This is a genomic window from Aeromonas caviae, from assembly GCF_000819785.1.
In the GTDB taxonomy this organism is placed as follows: Bacteria; Pseudomonadota; Gammaproteobacteria; order Enterobacterales; family Aeromonadaceae; genus Aeromonas; species Aeromonas caviae.
Genome location: NZ_CDBK01000099.1, coordinates 1 through 21,843 on the forward strand (window position 1 = coordinate 1; position 21,843 = coordinate 21,843).

General features: G+C 59.6%; 22 protein-coding genes and 1 riboswitch. Of the genes, 12 read left to right on the forward strand and 10 right to left on the reverse strand.

Translation table 11 applies throughout. From position 1 onward, the window contains the following. Nucleotides 1-267 precede the first annotated feature (267 nt). The 3 genes from BN1120_RS17540 to BN1120_RS17550 are packed head-to-tail and all read right to left on the reverse strand — an operon-like array spanning nucleotide 268 to nucleotide 4,252. On the reverse strand, nucleotides 268-1,101 hold the full coding sequence (locus BN1120_RS17540; RefSeq protein WP_042017295.1) for a hypothetical protein: 834 nt from the start codon (nucleotides 1,099-1,101) through the stop codon (nucleotides 268-270). Nucleotides 1,102-1,103: 2 nt separating this feature from the next. After that, nucleotides 1,104-2,699: a hypothetical protein gene (locus BN1120_RS17545; RefSeq protein WP_042017297.1), complete on the reverse strand. Its 1,596-nt coding sequence runs from the start codon at nucleotides 2,697-2,699 to the stop codon at nucleotides 1,104-1,106. Nucleotides 2,700-2,716: 17 nt separating this feature from the next. Then, complete coding sequence (locus BN1120_RS17550; RefSeq protein ID WP_042017299.1) at nucleotides 2,717-4,252, reverse strand: OmpA family protein; 1,536 nt, start codon at nucleotides 4,250-4,252, stop codon at nucleotides 2,717-2,719. Nucleotides 4,253-4,885: 633 nt separating this feature from the next. Here BN1120_RS17550 and BN1120_RS17555 point away from each other — a divergent pair. The 4 genes from BN1120_RS17555 to aqpZ all read left to right on the forward strand — a co-directional run bounded on the left by BN1120_RS17555 (nucleotide 4,886) and on the right by aqpZ (nucleotide 8,042). Further along, a complete protein-coding gene (locus tag BN1120_RS17555) occupies nucleotides 4,886-5,113 on the forward strand; it encodes a hypothetical protein (RefSeq protein WP_010673513.1) in 228 nt (75 codons plus the stop codon). A 283-nt stretch (nucleotides 5,114-5,396) separates the two neighbouring features. Further along, nucleotides 5,397-6,305: a Gfo/Idh/MocA family protein gene (locus tag BN1120_RS17560; RefSeq protein WP_041214737.1), complete on the forward strand. Its 909-nt coding sequence runs from the start codon at nucleotides 5,397-5,399 to the stop codon at nucleotides 6,303-6,305. 234 nt (nucleotides 6,306-6,539) lie between these two features. Further along, complete coding sequence (gene ruvC, locus BN1120_RS17565) at nucleotides 6,540-7,061, forward strand: crossover junction endodeoxyribonuclease RuvC (protein ID WP_010673515.1); 522 nt, start codon at nucleotides 6,540-6,542, stop codon at nucleotides 7,059-7,061. A 294-nt stretch (nucleotides 7,062-7,355) separates the two neighbouring features. Then, entirely contained in the window at nucleotides 7,356-8,042 is a 687-nt protein-coding gene (gene aqpZ / locus BN1120_RS17570) for an aquaporin Z (protein WP_010673516.1), read from the forward strand. Between the two features lie 105 nt (nucleotides 8,043-8,147). Here aqpZ and BN1120_RS17575 read toward each other — a convergent pair whose 3' ends face one another. Then, nucleotides 8,148-8,888, reverse strand: a complete 741-nt coding sequence (locus BN1120_RS17575; RefSeq protein WP_041213327.1) for a lytic transglycosylase domain-containing protein — start codon at nucleotides 8,886-8,888, stop codon at nucleotides 8,148-8,150. 342 nt (nucleotides 8,889-9,230) lie between these two features. Here BN1120_RS17575 and BN1120_RS17580 point away from each other — a divergent pair, with 342 nt between their 5' ends. Beyond that, nucleotides 9,231-9,671 (forward strand): GNAT family N-acetyltransferase, encoded by a 441-nt coding sequence (locus tag BN1120_RS17580; protein WP_010673518.1) that lies wholly within the window; start codon nucleotides 9,231-9,233, stop codon nucleotides 9,669-9,671. Between the two features lie 4 nt (nucleotides 9,672-9,675). Here BN1120_RS17580 and BN1120_RS17585 read toward each other — a convergent pair whose 3' ends face one another. Further along, entirely contained in the window at nucleotides 9,676-10,218 is a 543-nt protein-coding gene (locus tag BN1120_RS17585) for a DUF1439 domain-containing protein (RefSeq protein WP_042017301.1), read from the reverse strand. Nucleotides 10,219-10,314: 96 nt separating this feature from the next. On the opposite strand from BN1120_RS17585, the gene cls reads away from it, so the two are divergent. Both cls and BN1120_RS17595 read left to right on the forward strand, forming a co-directional pair. After that, entirely contained in the window at nucleotides 10,315-11,796 is a 1,482-nt protein-coding gene (cls, locus tag BN1120_RS17590; RefSeq protein WP_010673520.1) for a cardiolipin synthase, read from the forward strand. Between the two features lie 109 nt (nucleotides 11,797-11,905). After that, entirely contained in the window at nucleotides 11,906-13,174 is a 1,269-nt protein-coding gene (locus BN1120_RS17595) for a DUF945 family protein (protein WP_042017304.1), read from the forward strand. A gap of 58 nt (nucleotides 13,175-13,232) precedes the next feature. On the opposite strand, the gene purU is transcribed toward BN1120_RS17595, so the two are convergent. Continuing rightward, nucleotides 13,233-14,069: a formyltetrahydrofolate deformylase gene (purU, locus tag BN1120_RS17600; RefSeq protein ID WP_029313992.1), complete on the reverse strand. Its 837-nt coding sequence runs from the start codon at nucleotides 14,067-14,069 to the stop codon at nucleotides 13,233-13,235. Between the two features lie 209 nt (nucleotides 14,070-14,278). After that, a riboswitch (FMN riboswitch) is annotated at nucleotides 14,279-14,436 on the forward strand. A gap of 104 nt (nucleotides 14,437-14,540) precedes the next feature. Here purU and ribB point away from each other — a divergent pair. After that, complete coding sequence (gene ribB, locus BN1120_RS17605) at nucleotides 14,541-15,194, forward strand: 3,4-dihydroxy-2-butanone-4-phosphate synthase (RefSeq protein ID WP_010673523.1); 654 nt, start codon at nucleotides 14,541-14,543, stop codon at nucleotides 15,192-15,194. A gap of 225 nt (nucleotides 15,195-15,419) precedes the next feature. Then, nucleotides 15,420-15,662, forward strand: a complete 243-nt coding sequence (locus BN1120_RS17610; protein ID WP_010634682.1) for an Lpp/OprI family alanine-zipper lipoprotein — start codon at nucleotides 15,420-15,422, stop codon at nucleotides 15,660-15,662. A 140-nt stretch (nucleotides 15,663-15,802) separates the two neighbouring features. On the opposite strand, the gene BN1120_RS17615 is transcribed toward BN1120_RS17610, so the two are convergent. Both BN1120_RS17615 and BN1120_RS17620 read right to left on the reverse strand, forming a co-directional pair. Beyond that, the gene (locus BN1120_RS17615) at nucleotides 15,803-16,651 is read right to left on the reverse strand and encodes a tetratricopeptide repeat protein (protein ID WP_042017306.1); all 849 of its coding nucleotides are present in this window, start codon (nucleotides 16,649-16,651) and stop codon (nucleotides 15,803-15,805) included. After that, nucleotides 16,648-17,370, reverse strand: a complete 723-nt coding sequence (locus BN1120_RS17620; RefSeq protein ID WP_042017307.1) for a 4'-phosphopantetheinyl transferase family protein — start codon at nucleotides 17,368-17,370, stop codon at nucleotides 16,648-16,650. The genes BN1120_RS17615 and BN1120_RS17620 overlap by 4 nt, the downstream gene beginning before the upstream one ends. Nucleotides 17,371-17,646: 276 nt before the next feature. On the opposite strand from BN1120_RS17620, the gene BN1120_RS17625 reads away from it, so the two are divergent. From BN1120_RS17625 to BN1120_RS17635, 3 genes are all read left to right on the forward strand, one after another. Continuing rightward, nucleotides 17,647-18,135, forward strand: a complete 489-nt coding sequence (locus BN1120_RS17625) for a C40 family peptidase (RefSeq protein WP_042017309.1) — start codon at nucleotides 17,647-17,649, stop codon at nucleotides 18,133-18,135. Between the two features lie 151 nt (nucleotides 18,136-18,286). Next, a complete protein-coding gene (gene rlmF / locus BN1120_RS17630; RefSeq protein ID WP_042017311.1) occupies nucleotides 18,287-19,234 on the forward strand; it encodes a 23S rRNA (adenine(1618)-N(6))-methyltransferase RlmF in 948 nt (315 codons plus the stop codon). Between the two features lie 236 nt (nucleotides 19,235-19,470). Continuing rightward, on the forward strand, nucleotides 19,471-20,196 hold the full coding sequence (locus BN1120_RS17635; RefSeq protein ID WP_010673529.1) for a MaoC family dehydratase: 726 nt from the start codon (nucleotides 19,471-19,473) through the stop codon (nucleotides 20,194-20,196). Nucleotides 20,197-20,259: 63 nt separating this feature from the next. Here BN1120_RS17635 and BN1120_RS17640 read toward each other — a convergent pair whose 3' ends face one another. Both BN1120_RS17640 and BN1120_RS17645 read right to left on the reverse strand, forming a co-directional pair. Then, nucleotides 20,260-21,252, reverse strand: a complete 993-nt coding sequence (locus BN1120_RS17640; RefSeq protein WP_042017312.1) for a DUF481 domain-containing protein — start codon at nucleotides 21,250-21,252, stop codon at nucleotides 20,260-20,262. A gap of 13 nt (nucleotides 21,253-21,265) precedes the next feature. Further along, nucleotides 21,266-21,843: L,D-transpeptidase family protein (locus tag BN1120_RS17645; RefSeq protein ID WP_042017313.1), on the reverse strand; the 578-nt coding region annotated here is incomplete at its 5' end.

Here is a 21,843-nt window from a genome sequence, read left to right on the forward strand (position 1 = left end):
ACGTAATTGGGACATAGCCAATAAAAAGGGAGCTTATCTTGCTCGGTCCATGGAGAAGGGGGGAGATGACGACGTCCCTTGGAGATCTTTACGAGAGTCGGCAAATATGGGGATCCACCTTTGGCTCGTATGACCAAACCTGATGCCAAGGGGCGGGTTGGCCGATATCTCGAATGGGGGCAGCGTTGGCAATAAATAACAAGGGCGACCAGTTGGTCGCCCTTGTGTGATGGGCAGAAGCGCGGGCTCTGCCTGTGAAGGTGACGGTTATTGCAAATCCGTGCTCAGGCTGGGGGCACCGAAGTTCACCAGGGTGGCATGGGAGTGCTCGAAGTACTGTGACCAGAAGTCACCGAGTGCATCCATGGTCTTGCCGGAACGATAGGCGTGTTTCACCGCGTCGGTTACCAGCCCGGCGCCCGTGACGTAGACGCGAGCGCCTTGCAGATCGGCAAACAGCCCCTTGCTCTTGGCCTGCTTGAGCTCGTCACCGACATTGAGCTGCTTGATCTTGTTGGTGGCATAGAAGCTGGTGTAATCGGAGTGCTCCAGCATGTCCGAAATGAGGAACACGACGCGGTCATTGACGCCTTGCTCGGCCTTCATATCGTCACCCACCTTGCGCAGCGAGTTCATGATCTCGCTCTTGGGGATGTCCTGGCGGGCATCACGCAGTGCTTTCACGAACTGTTTGCCAAAGCCGTTACGAAAGACCTTGGTCTGCGTCGTCAGGCAGGTGTCCAGGCCGCGCAATTTGCGCATGCTGACATCGTCCCGGATCTCCCCTTCCAGCGGCATATCCAGTTGCCCCGCGTAGGCCAGGCGAAGGTATTCGCCAGGCAAGAAGGCGGAGAAGGTATAGAGCTTGACGCGATCGCCAGCCTGCACGAACCGCTCTATCTGCCCCCAACTGCTGCGTTGCAGATCGTCAGGCATCGGAATGGTCTGGTCGATGATGACCACCAGTTCGCGACCGGTGCCCGCAGGCTTGATGTCGGTCAAGCCATTGCGCTCATAGCAGCTCTGTATGTCGTTACGCTCGGCCGCCAACGCTGCACAAGGCAGCGTCAACGCCAGTAGCAATACCTGGGTGATCTTCACGATTAGGCACTCTGCTTGGTGGGAAAGAGGCCCAGGGTCTTGAGGGCCATCTGCTGTTCACGGATATCACGCAACTGCGCTTCGTCCACCCCCAGTGCGCGGCTGGCTGCTGCCAGACTCTCTTCGGGCAGGCCAGTGACATCATGGAAATCGGCGGCCTTGACGGCAGCGCCGGTCTGGCCGGGGGCGTCAGTGGTGGGCGGGAGAGCCGCCTTTGCCTGCGCAACAGCCGGTTGTACGGCGGGTGCCGGCTCGGCTTGCGCTGCCGGTGCGACCTGGGGGGCCGGCTGAGGGGCCGGCTTGGGTGGCACGGTGCCTGCCTTGTACTCGATAAAGGCCAGGAAATTGCGATGGGCGGATTTCTCCCCTTCCAGCGCCCCCAGCACACCCGAGTTGGTATGGTCACGGCTCGACAACAGGGTCTGCAAGCGGCGGAGCTTGTCATCGGCATGGCTGGCAATGGCGGTGCGTTGCTGGTCCATCGCGTCCAGCATCTCTTCGGCGGTCGCGTATTCGTGTGTCAGACGCCAGGCTGTTTTGGAATGGGTGCCCGCAAAGTGGTATTTGCTGGCAAGCCAGATGCTGATCCCCTGGATGGCGATGTAAATGAGCGACAGCATGACGTAGGTGGTCAGGCTGGCCTCACGGATGGCCTGCATCTTGTCTTCGATGGTGGCCTCTTCCGCCTCGTTGTTGATGGCTTGAGACTCTTCCGGCAGATCAAACGGCGACCCCATGCTGCTGTCACTCTGTGCCGTTGTTTCGGCGCGCATGTTGTTGACCATCTCGGTTTCGATGCTGTCGAGGGTGGCTGAACGCACCACGAAGGCGCCCACTGCCATGCAGGCAACAAACGAAGCACAGACAATCAGCCAGACAAACTTGCGGCTGACACCTGAATTCACGTCTTTCAGGCGGGCCAGCAACTGCTCGTAGTCAGGTTTGTCAGAGTCCGAGAAGGAGTCTTCCAGATTGATGGCCTTGTTTGCCTTGAGGGTACGGGAGCGTTTTGAGGGCTCTTCCCCTTGCCACCAGTGACGCGCCCGGGCGATCAGGCTGTTGTGATGCAGGGAGTGTCCGGCCACTTCAGCCAGGAATGCGGATGCAACGGCGAGCAGCAGAGCCGTCGCGGCTGCCAGCAGGTGACGGTCATTGGTGGAGGCATCCATGTTCATCCAGCCTGCCAGCACGTAGGCAAAGCCCATTGCCTCGACCAGCACCAGCACCAGCACCAGAGCAAGCACCCACGCCGGGCGCGGGGAGCGGCCGGCCTCTCCTGCCTTGGCAAGGTAGTCGAGGGAGGCGTTGTAGGCATCTGTCCCCTTTAAATGCTTCTTGTATTCGCGGTAGTACACATTCGACAGGGTCACTTCATGGTTGATCCAGCCATCGCCATCGACCGAGGCTGGCTTGCGGGCGAGACGGGCCACTGTGCCGATCAGCGGCAGGCTGTGCCATACCCGGATCAGGAAGTAGGAGACATGCTCCCAATGCCGCCACACCACCACGGCGCTGACGAGGAATGAAACAATGCCAACGGTCAGCATCTGGTTGGCGAGGATCAGCGTCTTGAGCGCTGCCAAAGAAAAGTCTTCCACTAAGTTTCTCCGTTTTCTTATTTGGAATGGGTGGCGGGAATGGGCAGGTACGAAGCCACATAAGCCTCGGAACCTGCCGGATAGAACAGGGCTCCCTGGCTGACCTTGGCGTTGCCTTTGCTGAACACGAGGTCCATGCAGGACACCGACGCCTTGGGATCGCTGGTGAAGACGCGGTACAGCACCTCACTCTCGCCCTCATAGGTGTTGGCCACCGCCTTGAGGGTCTGGGGCTTCTTCTGATTCGAGGATTTGTAACCCTGAACGACTTGCAGGATCGGTTGACGATCGACCTGGGCGTTGTCACGCAAGATGGAAACCGGAGAGACAGTCACCAGGTGGCCGTTGACGGTATTGGCCCAGACGCGATTGTTATAGCCGGGCATGTACTCCTTGGTGGCATGGCGCGGGAGAGGCTTGTCGTCTGCCATGCTCAGTACCTGGCCCGCACTGCGTGGCTTATCTGCCTCACAGCTCGACATCGGCATATCGCTTGCGTATGCGCTGCTGATCAGTGCAAAACCACTCGCCTTGGGTTTGATGTTCTGAGCCATGTTCCATTGATAGGTGCCGGCAGGCTTGCCGCCGAAGTCCACTGCGGCCTTGGCATTGGACAGGGCCTTGGCCGTGCTGGTGTCAGCGCTCTGCTTGGCGGCGGGTTGGCGAGGGGCGGTTTGCGACGTGGCCGCTACCTTGCTTGAACCGCTTGTGGACTGAGCCGCCGGTTTGGTGGCAGCCACACGCGGTTTGGCGGTATCGGAAGCGCCATAACGCAGATAGCGGGTGTTGTTCTCTTCGGATTGGGCCCGCATGACCAGAGCCTGCTCGTTCGCCAGTTCCACAATTTCGACCCGGCGATTCTGACCGCGAAGCAAGGGGTCGCTGTTGTCTGCGATGGGACGCGACGAACCTGCGCCTTGATAGTAAATGGAAGAGGCCGGGATCCCCGATGCGACCAGGACCTTGCCGACGGCTCGCGCACGTTGCTCGGAGAGTCGCAGGTTGAGTTCTGCTGGGCCGGTGGCGTCACTGTGGCCGACGAGGAGGATACGGCGCTGATCCGAGGCGTCTGCGGCTGCGGGTTTGGCATAGAGCTGGGCCAGTTTCGTGACCACGCGCAGACCGCTTTCTGTGAGCTGGGCAGAACCACTCGAGAACATGCCGGAATCGGGGATCTGGGCCACAAGGCCGGCGTCCTGAGGGACACCGGTCACTGCGGCTGGCTCGGCAACGGTCAGCTTCTCGGTCGCGATGTTGAGATTCTCTTCCTTTGCTATCCGGTCAAGCTCTTGTAGCCTGGACTGCCACATATAGCCTGCCGCGCAGCCCAGCGCCCCACCGAGGGCAACCCCCGCGACAGCCCCTTTTTTCCCGTTGATGGCGTAGCCCGCAGCCCCTCCTGCAATCATGCCAGCTCCACAAAGTACCGGCATGCCGTAATCCTTGCCGATATCATTGACCGTGGATTTGAAATTCTGCATCTGCTGAGAGCTGCAACCCACGGCGGCAATCAATACACAGCTGAGAGGTGCAAGACGAAACGATTTATCCATAGCGATTCCTTGCCATTTATATTTAATAGCGAGATTCAGACATGCCAGTGAGGCCAGAGAAAAGCGTCTTCGGGTGGAGTGAAATATCGACACTTGCTGACATTAAAGATATTAACGCGGGCTGATGTTTAATATCGGCGCCAGGCGTGATCATTCTCGCAAGCGGCTGTGTCTGATATGTCCTGAGTGTCAGAAGAGGCAATTATCTATGCGGTTCAATAGGTATCGAGTGGCTATGATAAGCCAAACGAGCCTGATCATGCGAGTGGAAAAGTGATGCAACCATAGGAAAAACATCAACTTTCCAATATCTTTGCCCATCTCACCGACGCTGAACACAAAGAGGGTTATTGTGACGCTCTTGTGATTTGTGAAAGACGCAGGCCGATTATCGCTATTGAGGATGAGGGCTGTTGGGGGAAGTATGTGGTTGCCCCCACTGACAGTGCTGGCGAAATAATGTTCATGGGCAGAATAACGTCTGGCATCCCGTTTATATAATGGATTAATTGTCGATAAATATGTCTGACAACAGTTTATAGAGTGGGGCACAGGCAGTGAGAAGCATTGCAAGAGCATTGTTGAACGCATTGCTTGATAATATTGTCGAAGGGTTTGGTCAGGAGCAATCAGATGGCGATAACAACGCGATCCCGAAGAGAGAAGGTAGGCAGCGGGCTCGGGCTGGTGATGGGGCTCATCGCCTTTAACCTGATCGTGCCCCTGCTTCCGGTTGCAACAGAGATGTCGGATATGACCCGGATGATAGGTGCCATGGTCAGCGCCATGCTTTGTGCCGAGCTGGGCGCCAGGATTGGCAAGTGGCGGGATGCCAAAGAGCAGGCCGGATCGGCAGAGTAACTCGACGTGAGAAGAGCGCCAATCGCCCGAGTGCGGCAGTGTGTGCGGGTGTAACAGGCAGGGCGACAGTTGTCGCCCTGCCTGTTTTGCTATCGCGGTTTACCGCTCAAGCGCCGCGCCGCCGGGGGTCGCTTCGATGGAGGAAGGTGGCCAGGGTGTCGCGGGGCGATGCCGCATTGCATCAGAAGGCACCTGGAGCGAGATGGCGCCAAGGCTGGATCTGCGGGGGAAATCCTGAGATCGTGCAGGCAGTTATCTGGTTATCCCCTTGAGAGGAGTGCCCATGCGCATTGCCCTGATTGGCCTTGGCGATATCGCCCGGAAGGCCTATCTGCCGCTGCTTGCAAACGACGAGCGAGTCACCCCGCTGCTCTGTACCCGGAGTCCCTCGGTGCTCGGCAAACTGGCGCGCCAGTACCGGATTGGCGAGTGTTTTACCGAGGTCGATGCGCTGCTGGCGAGCCGACCTGATGCGGTGATGATCCACGCTGCCACCGCCGTGCACGGCAAACTGGCGGAGCTGTGCCTGCGTGCCGGCATTCCCACCTTTGTGGACAAGCCGCTGTGTGACAACGCAGGAGAGGTTGAGGCGCTCGCCAATCTCGCCATCGCCAGAGACTGCCCGCTGTTTGTGGGCTTCAACCGTCGCTATCTGCCCGCCATGGCCGCCGCACGCGGCCAGCCGCTGACCGAGCTCCATTGGCAAAAGCACAGGCACGCCCTGCCGGGGGCGCCTCGCCAGTTCTTGTTCGACGACTGTATCCATGTGCTCGACAGTCTCTGCTGTTATGGCGGCGAGCCGGACGGGGAGCTGCATGCGGTGCTGCGACGCAGCAGTGAGCAGCCCGAGCTGCTGGCCGGGGTGAGCGTCGCCTGGCAGAGTGGGCAGATGGCGGTGAGCGGCAGCATGAATCGCAGCGCCGGCATGACCGAGGAGCGCATCGATGCCTATGGCGACAACCTCTCATTGCATATCGAGAACTGCACCCGTGGCCTGCTTGCGCGAGACAACACAGTGCAGACTCTGGCTCCGGGCGACTGGCAGCCCGTGCTGGCGAGCCGAGGTTTTGTCGCCATGCTCGAGCACTGGTATGGGCAGATTGACGTCGGGCGGGCAGACGGGGCGCTGGTCGAGAGCTACCTGAAAAGCCATCGACTGGCGGAGCGCCTCGTCGCCCTGGCAAAGGGATGACCCGGAGGCAAGGGGCTGGGTGACACCGACAGGCATCACTGGCCAGAGAAGCGGCAGAGCACTGTATGAGATGGTGGCTCCTTGCGCAGTCAGTCGGGAAAGGTGCCAGCGAGCGAGCCAAGCGAAGGCGGGTTTGTTATCTTGGCGGCCATCAAGAGCAGCAGGGCGAGAGATCGCAATGAAGAAGGTGTTGAAGATGAGATGGCTGACCGCAGTGGGCGGGGTATTCCGTTCATGAGCATCATTCTGGGGATCGATCCCGGTTCGCGCATCACCGGCTACGGGGTCATTCGCATCGTCGCGGGCAAGGCGGAATACCTGGGATCGGGCTGCATCCGCACCGATCTGGGGGAGCTGCCGTCTCGCCTGAAGCAGGTCTATGACGGGGTGAGCGAGATCATTACCCAGTTCAAGCCGGACGAGTTCGCCATAGAGCGGGTCTTCATGGCGCGCAACGCGGACTCGGCCCTGAAGCTCGGCCAGGCCAGGGGAAGTGCCATCGTCGCGGCGGTCAATGCCCTGCTGCCGGTGAGCGAGTATTCGGCCACCCAGATCAAGCAGGCGGTGGTGGGCACCGGTGGCGCCGCCAAGGAGCAGGTGCAGCACATGGTGACCCATCTGCTCAAGCTCTCTGCCACCCCCCAGGCGGACGCGGCGGATGCTCTCGGGGTGGCGCTCTGCCACTTCCATACCCGTCAGAGCCTCATTCGCATGGCCGGGCGGGCCAGCGGATCGGTGCGCGGCCGTTATCGCTGAACCCTGGAGGAGGGCTATCCGGTGTTGGCAGGGGAGCGCGGGGAGCTGCTGGCAAAATCGCTGGTCGGGTCACAATCTGTCGCGTCCCTCGATGGGACTCCCATGGAGAAGTGCACCGAGCGGGTGAATATCTTTCTACTTTATCAATAACTTGTGACTTTCATCACATATTCGCGATGAATCGGGTCGGTTTCGTCTTGCTCCGCCACACTCCCATAATATGGCGCCTGTTCAATAACAGTGTCCGTATGAGCCTTTCAGGTTCGCGTGTTAGTCATCATGGGAGAGACAAGAGTGAAACCTTTTGCTGCTGAATTTATGGGAACCTTCTGGCTGGTGCTGGGGGGCTGCGGGAGCGCCGTGCTGGCTGCTGCCTTCCCAAATGTGGGGATCGGCCTGCTGGGCGTCGCCCTCGCGTTCGGCCTGACCGTGTTGACCATGGCCTATGCCATCGGTCATATCTCGGGTTGCCACCTGAACCCGGCCGTGACCGTCGGGCTCTGGGCCGGTGGTCGCTTCCCGGCCTCCAACGTGCTGCCCTACATCGTGGCCCAGGTGCTTGGCGGGATCGTGGCTGGTGGCGTGCTCTATGTCATTGCCAGCGGACAGGCGGGTTTTGATGTGAGCGCCGGCTTTGCTTCCAACGGCTATGGCGAGCATTCCCCCGGCGGTTACAGCCTGCTGGCCGCACTGGTGTGTGAAGTGGTGATGACCGGTTTCTTCCTGTTCGTCATCATGGGCGCCACCGACAGCCGTGCACCGGCCGGGTTTGCTCCCATCGCCATCGGTCTGTGCCTGACCCTCATCCACCTCATCAGCATCCCGGTGACCAACACTTCGGTCAACCCGGCGCGCAGCACTGGCGTGGCGCTTTTTGTCGGTGACTGGGCCGTGGGCCAGCTCTGGCTGTTCTGGGTTGCCCCCATTGTCGGTGCCATTCTGGGTGCATTGGCCTATCGTGTGATCGCCACGAAAGAGTGATGTGTTGCTAGGTAACGTGTGGTATCGACACGCCTTCGGGCGTGTTTTTTTATGCCTGAAGGAATACCGGGCAGGGCGCCATGCCAACGATAGGGTGCGGCATGATCACAGCCCCTTGGCGCTCAGCATCTCTTTGTAGCGCTGATGCAGCAGCTTGACCCGTTCCACATAGGCCCGGGTTTCGGCATAGGGCGGTATGCCGCCGTGTTTTTGCACCGCACCGGCGCCTGCATTGTAGGCGGCGGTGGCCAGGGCCACATTGCCGTCATACTGCTTGAGCAGACCCGCCAGGTATTTCACCCCGCCAAAGATGTTCTGCTCCGCCAGCAGGGCGTTGCCGACCCCGAGCTCGCGCGCCGTGGCGGGCATCAGCTGGGTCAGTCCCATGGCGCCCTTGCGGGAGACGGCCAGAGGATTGAAAGCGGACTCGGCATGGATCAGTGCCCGGATGAGAGCAGGCTCGACCTGATAAGCCTTGGCTGCCGCCTGTATGGTGCTGGCGTAGTCATAGAGGAAGAGGCCTGTCGTGCGCCAGTTGACCTTGGACGCCGGATCGCAGGCATAGCAGTCGTTGAACAGCAGCAGTTCGTAGTGACCCTGCTCCGGCATCATGTCGGAATAGCGTATGACCCCGTTCTTTTGTACCGACTTGTAGACCTGGATCTGACGGCTTGCAGGCTTAGCGGGTTCAGGGGAGGGGAGCGGCGCCGTGGTGAGCGCCACGGTACGCGGCGTGGGAACCGGGGAGGAGACAGCCGTCTCCGGGGTCAGGATCACCACCTCTGCCGGCGGCGGTATCTGAGCCGGGGCTGCGTGGGAAAACAGCGGCATCATGCCCAGCAACATCCATGCTTTCAACGGCTTGCTCCTTAAGCCTCGTTAGCCACGTTGAGTAAAGCATTCGGGATGGCGCAGAACAAGTGCCCGTGAACAGGGGAGGCTGGAAATGTGATGGCAGAGGGACGTCCCACCTGTGTGCTCACTCAGGACAAGGGGCGCGGCTCATGGCGTCAAGGGGCGGATGATCGCAACCTCGTCTTTTCCATCGAGTTATTGGCTTTTTTGTAAGTTAAAGGCGTGTTATCTTGCTGTTGCTCCACTCTGGTCTGATCTCTTCGTGGAGCCAGAGAGCGAGCAGGAGAGGGCCGGTATGGCCAGAGCGAAATGGGCATGACAAGCAGGCGAGCGATGGAGCTCAGATTCGAAGAGTACTGTGATGCGGATCTTTCCCTCATCAGAGACTATTACGAGACGACGTTTTCCCACTATGTGCCGGATTTGGCAGAACGGATTTTTGTGGTTCGTGATGCGCACTGGCTGGTGGGGGCGGTGCGCCTGCGCGATGAACAGGATTACTACCACTTGTGCGGCTTTCGTCTGCTCCCTCACTACCAGTCTCTGGGGCTGGGGTCCCGCTTGTTGCAGCATGCCTGCCGCGATCTTTCCGACAAGCCCGTGATCTGTCACGCCCTGCCGTTCGAGAAACCCTTCTACCTCAAGGCGGGATTTGACCACCTTCCCCTGCATGAACTCGACGGGCCCCTCCACTCTCTCTATCACCAGCAGCACGAACAGGGTTACCAGATCGAGCTGCTGGTGCGCCAGGCTAAGGCGCCAGTTTTCAACTGACGTCTTATTGGGGTTTGGTCAGCAGGTGGATCTTGCCTGGTGACAGCTCCAGCCCCAGCAGATTTTCCTTGAGCCAGGCCTGATTGGGATCCTTGTCATCCAGCTTGTAGACAGGCTGGGTTTCCAGCCGTTTCTCCATGCTCTGCAGCAGCATCCTCAGCATGAAACCAAACTTCTGCTCCGCCGCGGCAGGCTCCAGCTTGTAATCGATGAGCTTCATGTTGTCGAGGAAGAGCGCACTCTTGGCCTTGTCGTAGCGGGGCCTCGCCTCATAGGTCATGTTGAGGCGCGCGTCGTACTCGGTCTGATCCGGGAGCGCGATTTTCAGCTTGCCTTTGCCAAACACCCTGGCGGTATCCGGGCTCTGGCGACCAATCTGCACATCGCTCTGCTCGAGTTGCACATGGGCCTTGATGATGCCGGGCAATTCCAGCTGTTTGTCCACTTGCACCTGGGACTGCAGGTACTGATTTATCTGCTGCTCATTGATGTCATATGAGCCTTGACCTAGCATGGCCAGACTCAGCAGCATAGATTGCAGGATCATGCTAACGACCTGATAGAATGGGTGTGCCCCATAGCATACCATCCCGACCCTGTGGGGTCTGCCCGTGCCATCTGTCCAATACACCAAGGAGTCGCCTTGCTCGACGGTCTGGAATACGACATTCAGTTGCTGTTTTCCCGCTTTCTCGGCTGGTTGTTGCTGTTGTTTCACACCGTGATCGTGGCAGGGATCTCCCTGCGGGTGGTGATGAAGCGACGTCCCATCGGGGTATCCCTCGCCTGGTTGGCCCTCATCTATGCCATCCCCTTCGCCGGGGTCGGTTTCTACGTGCTGTTTGGCGAGATACGCCTCGGTCGCAAGCGGGCGGAGCGGGCCCAGGCCATGTACCGTCCTTACGCCATCTGGATCCGCCAGCTCGCGCGCCTCTTCCCCCAGCACTGCTGCGAGGTGGGCAGCAAGGCACGCCCGCTCCACGATCTGATCCAGGGGCGCTTGGCCATGCCCATGCTCTCGGGCAACCGGATGACCCTGCTGCACAAGCCCAAGAGCATCGTAGAGGAGATAGTGCGCGACATCCGGGGCTCCTCCCAATCCTGTTATCTGGAGTTCTACATCTGGCACCCCGGCGGGGATGTGGACGAGGTGTGCGAGGCGTTGATGGAGGTGGCTGCACGCGGCGTGGATTGTCGTGTCTTGCTCGACTCCATCGGCAGCAAGACCTTCTTCCGCTCCTCCTGGCCCAAAACCTTGCGTGCCGCTGGTGTCAAAGTCGTGGAAGTGTTGCCGGTCGGCGCCTGGCGCATCCCGTTTCAGCGCCAGGACTTGCGCATGCACCGCAAGCTGGTGGTGATCGATGACAAGGTTGGTTACACCGGCTCCATGAACATGGTGGATCCCCGTTTCTTCAAGCAGGATGCCGGGGTCGGCCAGTGGGTCGACATCATGATCCGGGTGCAGGGCCCCGTGGTGCCGTTGATGTGGTCCACCTTCGTCTGGGACTGGGAGATGGAGACCGGCGAGCGGCTGCTCGACAGTCTGCAACATGAGCCGGAAGCCTGGCCACAGACCAACTATCGGGCCCAGCTCATTCCCTCCGGCCCCTTCGTCGGCGGTGACTGTATCCAGCAGAGCCTGCTGCTCGCCATCTACCAGGCTCGTCACCATCTGGTGCTGACCACCCCCTATTTCGTGCCGGACGATCCGCTGGCTGCGGCCCTCTCTTCGGCGGCGGCCCGCGGCGTGCTGGTGCAACTGGTGCTGCCTGCGCGCAACGACTCCCTGATGGCGAACCACGCCAGCAACTCCTTCATGGAGGATCTGCTGGCGGCAGGAGTGGAGATATATCGCTATGATGCCGGGCTGCTGCACACCAAGAGTGTGCTGGTGGACGATGATTTCGCTCTGGTGGGCACGGTCAACCTCGACCGGCGCAGTCTCTGGCTCAATTTCGAGATCACCCTGCTCATCGACAACCCGGTGTTTGTCGCCGAGATGAACCAGCTGGTGCAGGGCTACATGCTGGAGGCGACCCCCATGTCACTGACCAGGTGGCGTGCCCGCCCCTGGTACAAAAAATTGCTTGAGAACATCTTCTACCTGTTCAGCCCCCTGCTGTGACAGCCAGAGCGTGGACCCCAAGCCGTTGTCTGGCTTGTGTTGATGCCCATCCTCCCCGTAGAGTGCGCCCATGCACCCGCCATTGAACCATTGTGGAGAAACAGAACTGATGAAGAAAAAAGTGGCCTTGGCCGTCGGAGCCGTGTTGGTGGTGGGAGGGCTTGGCGCCTGCTGGTACACGGGCAATACGTTCGACCGGATCCTGGCCGAGCAGATCGCCAGGGCGCAGCAGGAGAGCGGGATCGAAGTCACCTGGAGCCCTGAGACGGAGAGTCTGTTTACCCGCGACGGCGTACTCAAGGTGGTGGTGCCGCCCCAGACGCTGGCGAGTTTTGATCCCCAACTGGCGGGAAGCGAACCCATCGAGATGCAGTTCGCGTTCAACAGCCGCCTGCTGCCGCTCTATATCAAGAGCCACCTCCAGCTTGATACCGCACAGGGCACGCTGGCGCCCATCCTGACCACCCTGGGGATGCAGCAGTGGCAATTGGGGGCCGAATCGGCGAGCAGCCTCTGGACCATGAGCAACAGCTCCCGCTTCTGGGTGAGCGACTTCAAGGTCAAGGAGGGGCTCAACGAATTCACCTTCCTGCCCCTGAACGGCGACTATCGTGGGGATCTCGACGGCAATGGCCATCTCACCGCCCACTGGCTGGGGATGACGGTCCACGATGCCCAGAGCAAGACAGATCTGGCCTTGGCGGATCTCAAGGGCAGTGCCGACATGGCCGAGATCAGCGGCCTCTGGCTCTCTCCCCGCAGCGATGCGACCCTCACGGCCTTCTCTCTGACCCAGCCGGGGAACGTCAAGATCACGCTGGAGGGGCTGACCACGGCCACCGAGCTGGCGGGGGACGATCTTCAGACGCTCTCCACTCGCTATCAGATGAAGGTGGCGACCCTCAACATGGAGAGCGAGGAAGACCGGCTCGCGCTGACCCAGGGAAATCTGGATCTCTCCCTCAAGGGGCTGGATCTCGAGGGGTATCAGACGCTGCAGGAGGCCAGCAGCAAACGGGTGGACGAAGCGGCCATCCAGGAAGCGCTGGACAAGATGCTCCAGAGAGGGGCCATGCTGGAACTGGCGGATCTGAGTGCGCGATTGAACGGTGAGCCTGTCAGCCTGCAAGGGGAGGCCAAGCTGGCGCCCACCACCCTGGCACAGTTGATGGGCAGCGAGGAGGGGATGCAGGCACTCTCCGGTCTGCTTCATGCCCACCTTGGGGAGAAGCTGGGCCAGGCCGTTCCCCAGTTGGCCCCCATGCTGGAGCAATTCACTGCCATGGGATATCTGAAGGCGCAGGAGTCACAGCTTCAGGCCGAGCTCAAGCTCGACAAAGGGGCCGTGACCGTCAATGGTCTGCCGCTGCACCCGTGAGTGCCGCGCAATGAAAAAGGCTCCCTCGGGAGCCTTTTTTCTGGGGGCGCGCAGCCGCTTATTTGAACACGACTGTCTTGTTGCCGTAGACGAAGACCCGCTCGTTCAGCACCAGTTCCAGCGCCCGGCTCAGCACGGATTTCTCCACGTCGCGTCCGGCCTTGGCCATGTCATCGGCACTGAAGGTGTGATCGACGTGGATCACGTCCTGCTCGACGATGGGGCCTTCATCCAGATCGTCGGTGACGAAGTGGGCGGTAGCACCAATCAGCTTGACCCCGCGGTCGAAGGCCTGACGATAGGGGCGGGCGCCGATGAAGGCAGGCAGGAAGGAGTGGTGGATATTGATGATCTTGCGCGGATAGGCTTCGACGAAGCTTGGGGTCAGCACACGCATGTATTTGGCCAGGATGACGTAATCCGGCTGGTAGCCATCGATGAGCGTGCGCACTTGCTCCTCATGCTCGGTGCGGCTCAGATCCTCGTGGCTCACGCAGTGGAAGGGGATGTCGAACTTGCCGGTCAGCTCGGCGAGGGTGTCGTAGTTGCCGATGACCGCGACGATGTCCATGTCCAGGGCGCCGGCATAGTTTTTCATCAGGATGTCGCCGAGGCAGTGAGTCTCTTTGGTCACCAGGATGACGATGCGCTTCTTGCCCGCCTTGACGAGACGACGCTGGGCGCCGGCAGGCAGTGCATCATCGAGGTCGGCCAGCAGGGTCTCGTCGTTGAAGCGCCCTTCCAGCTCGGTGCGCATGAAGAAGCGGCCGTTTTCGTGATCCACGAACTCGTCGTTCTTGTTGATGTTGAGCTGGTGCTTGTAGCAGATGTTGGTGATCTTGGCGATGAGACCCTTGGCGTCGGGGCAATCGGTCAGCAGTATTTTCTTTTCCATCTCTGTCATGATTCCGTTTGTGATGTTGGCACCCGGTCTGCGCGGGCGCGCGCGTTTTTGCTGGCACTATGCCACAAACGAAATCAGAAAGGACAGCGCGCCGTGTATCGGGTGGTGCTCGCGCGAAAATTGCAGTGCAGCCAGCTCCCGGTTTGTCTTTGATGGGTTTTTGGCTGGCGTCCTGCGTCTTTTTTCTTTAGGCTGTCTGCGCTTATTCTCAGGGCGGGGCGAAATTCCCCACCGGCGGTATCCCGATGTGACTCGGGGAGCCCGCGAGCGCCCGACCCGGCATTCATCCGGGACGGGGTCAGCAGATCCGGTGAGATGCCGGAGCCGACGGTCATAGTCCGGATGAAAGAGGATAAGACAGATATTGCTGGCCAGACCCTGCCGGGTTGGCCGCCGCATGGCTACTTCTGTCTGCCTTTCCATGCCCTGATTCTGGTCCTTGTCTTTTTTAGGAGTCTTACCATGAATCAGTCTCTACTCAGTGAATTCGGTGATCCCATTGCTCGCGTCGAAGCCGCGCTGGCCGCCCTGCGTGCCGGTCAGGGTGTGCTGGTGGCCGATGATGAAGATCGCGAGAACGAAGGCGATCTCATCTTTGCCGCAGAAACCATGACCAACGAGCAGATGGCCATGATGATCCGCGAGTGCTCCGGCATCGTCTGCCTCTGTCTGACCGACGAGCGGGTTCGCCAGCTCGAGCTGCCGATGATGGTGGAGGCCAACTCCAGCCACTATCAGACTGCCTTCACCGTGACCATCGAAGCGGCGCAGGGGGTGACCACCGGGGTGTCCGCCGCCGATCGCATCACCACCATCCGCGCGGCCATCGCCGACGGCGCCCGGCCCTCCGATTTGCATCGACCTGGCCATGTCTTCCCGCTGCGCGCCCGTACGGGTGGGGTACTGACCCGCCGTGGTCACACCGAAGCGACCGTCGATCTGATGCAGCTCGCCGGGCTCAAACCTTACGGAGTATTGTGCGAGTTGACCAAGGAAGATGGCTCTATGGCCAGGCTGCCGGATCTGGTGGCCTTCGGTCGCCAGCACCGGATGCCGGTGCTGACCATCGAGGATCTGGTGCAATATCGTCAATTGCTGTCAGAACGTTCAGCCTGAGCCTCATACGAAATTGTAATAAGCCCGAATTTTGGTTACGCTTTGTGCCAACCTCATCCAGGGACACTCATTTTTGCTTAAAGTTTGTACGGAAAGTGTGCAACTAAAAAAAAATGAGGGTTTTAACGCATTTATCTGTGATGAGGCCTATCCAAACTATGATTTTTTTGTGCCATAATCACGCCGCTTGCTAAACGTCTGGCGAGTTAAAGGGAGCTTTTAAAAATGAAAAAAATGTTGTTGGTAGGTGTTGTTGGTCTGTCCGCTCTGCTGGGCGGTTGTGCAAACACCAGCGAACTGGAAACTTCCGTTCAGAATCTGTCTAACAAAGTTGACCAACTGGCTCAAGATGTTAGCGCTGTTCGTGCTGATCAGTCCAAGATCGCTGCTGATGTTGCAGAAGCCAAGCAAGAAGCTATGCGTGCTAACCAGCGCATCGACAACATGGCTACTTCCTACAAGAAGTAATCCATGCGAAAAAATGGCGCATTTCAATGCGCCATTTTTTTTGCCTGAAATTCGTCAAATACCCGCGTTTTTCCCGCTAATACCCGCCTGACAAGGCAATGCCGACGAATCGGCATCCCCTCATCTGATTTTCCTGTCGCTCAATAGAGCAGGCTGTAGAGCTTGCGACGATAACTCTGCGCTGCAGGGTGCGCACCCATGGTTGCCAGCACATCGAGATAGATCTTCTTGGCATCGCCAAAGGCGAGATCACGTTTGAGGATGGTGAACAACAGGGCCAATGCCTCCTCTTGTCTACCAACCTGGCTGTAGAGCACCGCCAGCTCCTGGGCGAGGGCATGGTCATCAGACTGTTCAGCGTGGCGCAGCTCCAGGGCGCGCAGCTCAGGACTGTCGCTAGCCTGCAGCGCCAGCGAGAGGCGGGAGCTCAGGGTCTGGTAATGATCATCCTGTGCCACCATGGGGATGGTCGAGAGCAGGCTCTGCGCCTCGTCAAGGAGATTGAGATCCAGCGCGGCCTGTATCAGCCAGAGTGTGATGTCGTGACGCTCGGGGGCGAGGCGATGGGCCTGGCCAAGATGGGTGTGCGCCACATCGGCTTGCCCGTTCTCCAGCGCCTGCTTTGCCTGATCGAGCAGCAGCTCCTCCTCTTTGGGGGCAAAGGCGGCGAAATACTGGCGCAATGTGGCTTCATCCTGCGGCCCTTCCAGAATGGCCTGTTCATCCGGGCGCCCCTGATGGAACAGCACCAGTGCTGGCAGTGCGCGCAAGGCAAGCTGGCTGGCCAGAGGTTGCAACTGGGGGTCGTTCATGTCGACTTTGGCCAGGGTCACCGCTGCATTGGCCGGGCCGACCAGCGCTTCCACCTGCGGGGTCATGGCCTGGCACTCCGGCATCTGGGGCGCGTGGAAATAGATGACGACCGGCTTTTTCATGGACGCATCGAGCAATTCTGCGTGGAAGTTCTGGGGAGTGATGTCGACGATCATGAGGCTGACTCTCGAAAAATGGTGTGGATCAACATGGGGTCCAGCGGGGTGGAATTCAAGCGTGCGTCCAGCAGATGGGCATCGACCCGGCGGGTCGGGGCAGCCAGGCTGAGCCATCCGCTGCCCGTGGGCCAGTCGCGGATTTCATAGTGGCGATTGTCGAGGTGATTATTAAGCTGCCATGCCTGCTCCGGAAGGAAGCTGATCTTGTCGAGTCCGGCGGCAATGCCGTCGCCATGCGCCTTGAGCACTGCTTCCTTGCGAGACCATAGTCGATAGAAGGCCGAATGTTGCTCCTCTCGGGGCTGGGTGTTCAACCATTGGTATTCGCTTGGCGCATAGAAGCGTTTGGCCAGCGGCAGTATGGGGCGGTGACGCAATCCCATCTCGATGTCCACGCCAAGGGGGCCCTCCTCACAGAGGGCGATCACCAGCCACTCTCCGCTGTGGCTGAGGTTGAACTGCCAGCGATGACTGAGCAGTGTCGGTTTGCCATGCGCACCGATGCCAAAAGTCAGGGCATCGGCCCGGCAATGGAGTCGCTCGGCCAGCAGGCGGCGCAGCAGCACCCGGCCGAGCAGGTACTCATGCTGGCGACCCGCCTGGTGGATCTCGTGCCAGTGACGGCGTTCATCCGGGGCGAGTTCGGATGCCAGCCTGATCACCAGGTCTGCATCGACGCTTGCCGTATTTAACAAATAGAGATCCGCAGATAGCATAATATTTCACTTAAAAATGGGGGTGAAATAGCGATAACAGTCCGTTTGATGCGCTCAAAACCGATGCTTTCAAGATTGTATATTGTTTGGGCATGATCACATAAATTGCGCTAAACAGAGCATTTCCTTGCAAAAATGTGAGGTCGATTGGGATTTTCGCTTGCCTCGATAGAATTCTTGGATATAGTCGGGTGCTGTTGCCTTATAAATTGCCCTTTCGGGCTGCATTTTAACAAGTTTCACTCTTTTTGCGGGGATAAAGGATTGCGCCACCTGATGCTACTGCTGGTCGCGCTCGGAATGGTGGGTTGTGCATCGGCACCCCAACCCGAGGTCGCGAGCAAGATCGAGGTTTCCATGATGGAACCCGTGATTGAACCCGAAATTTCACCAACCCCTGACGTCAACGAAATCCTGACCGTATACAAAGAGTGGCGCGGCGTTCCTTACCGGATGGGAGGCAGCAGCCAGCGAGGCATCGATTGCTCCGCCTTCGCCCGTGAAGTGTTCCGCAATGCCGTCGGCATCGAATTACCCCGTGATACCCGCTCCCAGGTCCATGAAGGCACCCGGGTTTCCAAACAGGATCTGGTCGAAGGAGACCTGGTCTTCTTCAAGATCAACCGCCGCCTCAATCACGTGGGCATCTATGTCGGCAATGGCGAATTCATTCATGCCTCCACCCGCGCCGGGGTGACACGCTCCAAGCTCGACAGCAGTTACTGGCGCAGCAAATTCTGGCAGGCACGCCGGATAGACATCTGAGTCAGGCTGGACAAACGGCTCGCAGTACGGACTGTTTTTCCAACCTCACTTGAACCGGGCCCTCAGGGCCCGGTTTTTTTATGACCCTCGTTTAGACTTTCCCTGGTCGACTCTCTATAGTGTGGCCCCCTTGATCCTCGGCAGGTCCAGCATGACACCCCAGCAGAAAACCGGATTGCACCCGCGCAATCGCCATCAGGCACCCTACGACTTCGACGCGCTCTGCCAGCGTACCCCGGCGTTGACGCCTTTCGTGTTCACCAACGAGCACGGCACCCGAACCCTGGACTTTGCCGATCCGGCCGCCGTCAAGACGCTCAACCGGGCATTGCTGGCACTGCACTATGGCATTGCGCATTGGGATCTGCCCCCCGGCTATCTCTGCCCGCCCATTCCGGGCCGGGTAGACTACCTGCATCGAGCCGCGGATCTGCTGGCCGAGAGCGCGGGATGCGTACCGACGGGCAAGCAGGTTCGAGTGCTGGATGTCGGTGTCGGGGCCAACTGCATCTATCCCTTGCTAGGCGCCCGGGAGTATGGCTGGCGCTTCGTGGGCTCAGACATCGATCCTGTGTCGGTGAAGGCGGCAACCCTGCTGGCCACCAGCAATGGATTGGGCAACCAGATCACATGCCGTCATCAGGGTAACCCCAAGCATGTCTTTCGCGGGATCCTGGGGCCGAAGGAGCACTTTGCCCTGACTCTGTGCAACCCGCCGTTTCATGCTTCTCTGGCGGAAGCGAGCAAGGGGACGGAGCGCAAGCTGCGCAACCTGGGCAAGGGCCAGGCAGTGGCCGGGGCGCCCGTGCTCAATTTCGGCGGTCAGAAGGCTGAGCTCTGGTGCGAGGGGGGCGAGGCGGCGTTTCTGGCGGCCATGATAGAGCAGAGCAAGGAGTTTGCCAGCCAATGCCTCTGGTTCAGCTCGCTGGTGTCGAAAAAGGAAAATCTGCCTGCCGCACGAAAGGCGCTGGCTCGGGTGGGGGCGCGGGAGGTTCGCGTGCTCGACATGGCGCAAGGCAACAAGGTGAGCCGGATCCTCGCCTGGAGTTTCCTGGACGATGAGCAGCGCAAGAGCTGGTGGACCGCCCAGGGGAGATGATCGAGGATGGGGCTCAGTGGCGACACGGGCCCCGTCTCTTTTTCAGCTCAGATGTTGATTCGTTTGCAGCCTTACATTCAATCGTTTTCCTGCCCGTTTTTGCTCGCATGTTAGTGACCACTTTCGCACCTGGTACAGGTGTACGCCGAGATTTTTTTGTACTTGCTGATGAAACTTTCATAAAATAGGACTGGTTAGACCTCTTTACAGGCTTTGAATCGAATAGGGATCGGTAAATGAAAGTTGTCGATTTTCTGAAGCACAAGCGCGAAATTCTGGCGCAACACCCCTTTGAGCTCAAGGATTGGCTCTCTCCGGCGATCCGCGACTACTGGCGTGAGTTTCAGCAAAAGGCACACCTTCACCCCTTGCTGGGAAGAGTGCTGGATCTGCAGGGGGAGTCCCAGGATGCCCGCCAGCAAGAGGCTGCCAGAGTCACCCAGGTGGCCAATGGCCAGCCTGCCCTGGCGCAGGATCCCGTGGTGGAGCTCGAAGGCGAAGCGGCGGCACTCTATGCCGAGTTGCAGACCCGCATCGGTGAAGAGACCCATGTGGGCGAGTGGCTGCAGGTCACCCAGGCGTTGATCAACCAGTTCGCGACCGTGACCGGCGATCATCAGTGGATCCACACCGATCCCGAGCGTGCGGCGGCCGAGTCTCCTTTCAAGACCACCATTGCCCACGGCTTCCTGACTCTGGCCCTGCTGCCCCAGTTGACCGGTTCGGTGGACGAGAGCACGCCGGAGTTCCCGACCGCTCGCATGGTGGTGAATTTCGGCCTGGAGCAGGTCCGCTTCCCTTACCCCATCAAGGTGGACAGCAATATCCGCGCCCGTACCAAGCTGTCGCGTGTCACGCCCATCAAGGGGGGCATCGAGCTCCTCAAGGAGATCAAGATAGAGATCGAGGGGATCCGCCGCCCTGGCTGCGTCATTGAGTCGGTCACCCGGATCTATTTTTGACGCGCTCGTCTTGCGTCCATGAACACAGGCCCACTTCGGTGGGCCTGTGTCGTTTCTGGCGGGTCAGAAACTCGCTCCCAGGGTGATGAGGTGACGCCACTCCTTCTCGCTCACATCCCTGTGCAGGCCGTGGTAGTCGAGCCAGGCATCGTCCCAATCCAGTTCGCTTGACCAGGAGAGGCGCAGGTGATCGTTGAAATAGTACCTGAGGCCCAGGCTGCCGCTGACGGACTGCTTTCTGGTCAGGTAGGGGGAGGGTTGATCGACGAATTTTTCATAACTGCCCTTGCCAAACAGCTCGAATTTTTCTTCCCAGAGGGTCCAGGGCTGCCGGTAGTCCCACCCCAGGCTGACGAAGGGGTAATTGATGATTCTGTCGTCAAACAGGTCGGAGTTGCTCCACACCTCTGGCCTGAAATAGGCACGTTCCAGACCGAGCTGGGTAATGAGCTCCAGCCGGCGTTGCCTGTCATTCCAGAAGCGGTAGCCGGGGCCGGAAGCATAGTCAATCTCCAGATAACCGGCATCGATCATGTTGTAATCGATGTCGACGGAAGATCGCAGGAACCAGTGATCGTCGAAGAAGAAGTCGAGCTTGGGTTTGAGCTTGTATTCGTGGCTGTCGGTGATGTTGTTCGCCGTTTCGTAGATGTACTCGCCATCCAGGCTGTAACGCCAGTCCAGATTGGCAAACTCGGTGGAGACCTTGAGATTGACGTTGTTGGTCTTCTTGGTGTTCTCCTTGAGCTTGATGTTGAGATCCCCGTTCCCTGTCAGCAGCCAGGCATTGGCCTCGTCAGGAGAGTCCAGCAGGGGGATCCCCGTCTTGGTGAGCGGCTTGGGTTTTTCCTGCTTGTCCAGACGCCATCGTTTGATGGCGCGGCGCGGGACCGTCATGGCCTGACTGTAGGCGGGCTTGATGCGGATCTGCTCGTCCGTGATCTCCTCTATGGTCCCGCTCACTCGATCGCCGTTGTGCATCCAGAGGATGTCCGCCATCGCCGCGGAGCCAGGCAGCAGAAGCAACAGGCAAACCACATGACTGATTCTGTTCATGGTGGTCAGGCCTTCAGCCGCTCACGGGGTTGGGCAGCCCGCTCTTGCGCTCGAGCAGGGCGGTCACCCGGGCACTGTCGATGTCGGGTGCGGCGATGAACTGCTCGGCCTCGGGGGAGAGCACCAGCGGCGCCCCCTGTGCCATCTCCGCTTCGGTGCGGGAGAGGGGGGAGTGTACCTCCAGCCAGCGACGGCCGTCGGGTTCCACCGCCATCTTGACCGGCTGGTTGATGACTCGGACCGGGGTGCCGACGGGAACAAGACCAAACAGGGTTTCGATGTCATCCGGGCGCAGCCGGATACAACCCGCGCTGACTCGCAGACCGACCCCGAAATCCTTGTTGGTGCCGTGGATGAGGTAGTCCTTGTTGCCATAGCCAAGACGCATGGCGAACTTGCCGAGGGGGTTGTCGGGGCCGGGGGGGACCACGGCGGGCAGATCGATCCCCTTCTGCTCCAGCCAGGACTTGCGGACCATGGGGCCGGGCACCCAGGTCGGGTTGGGATTTTTCGCGATGACGGTGGTGGTCATCTCCGGCGTCTCGCGGCCGATGTCACCGATCCCGATGGGCAGCACCATCACCTCCTGCT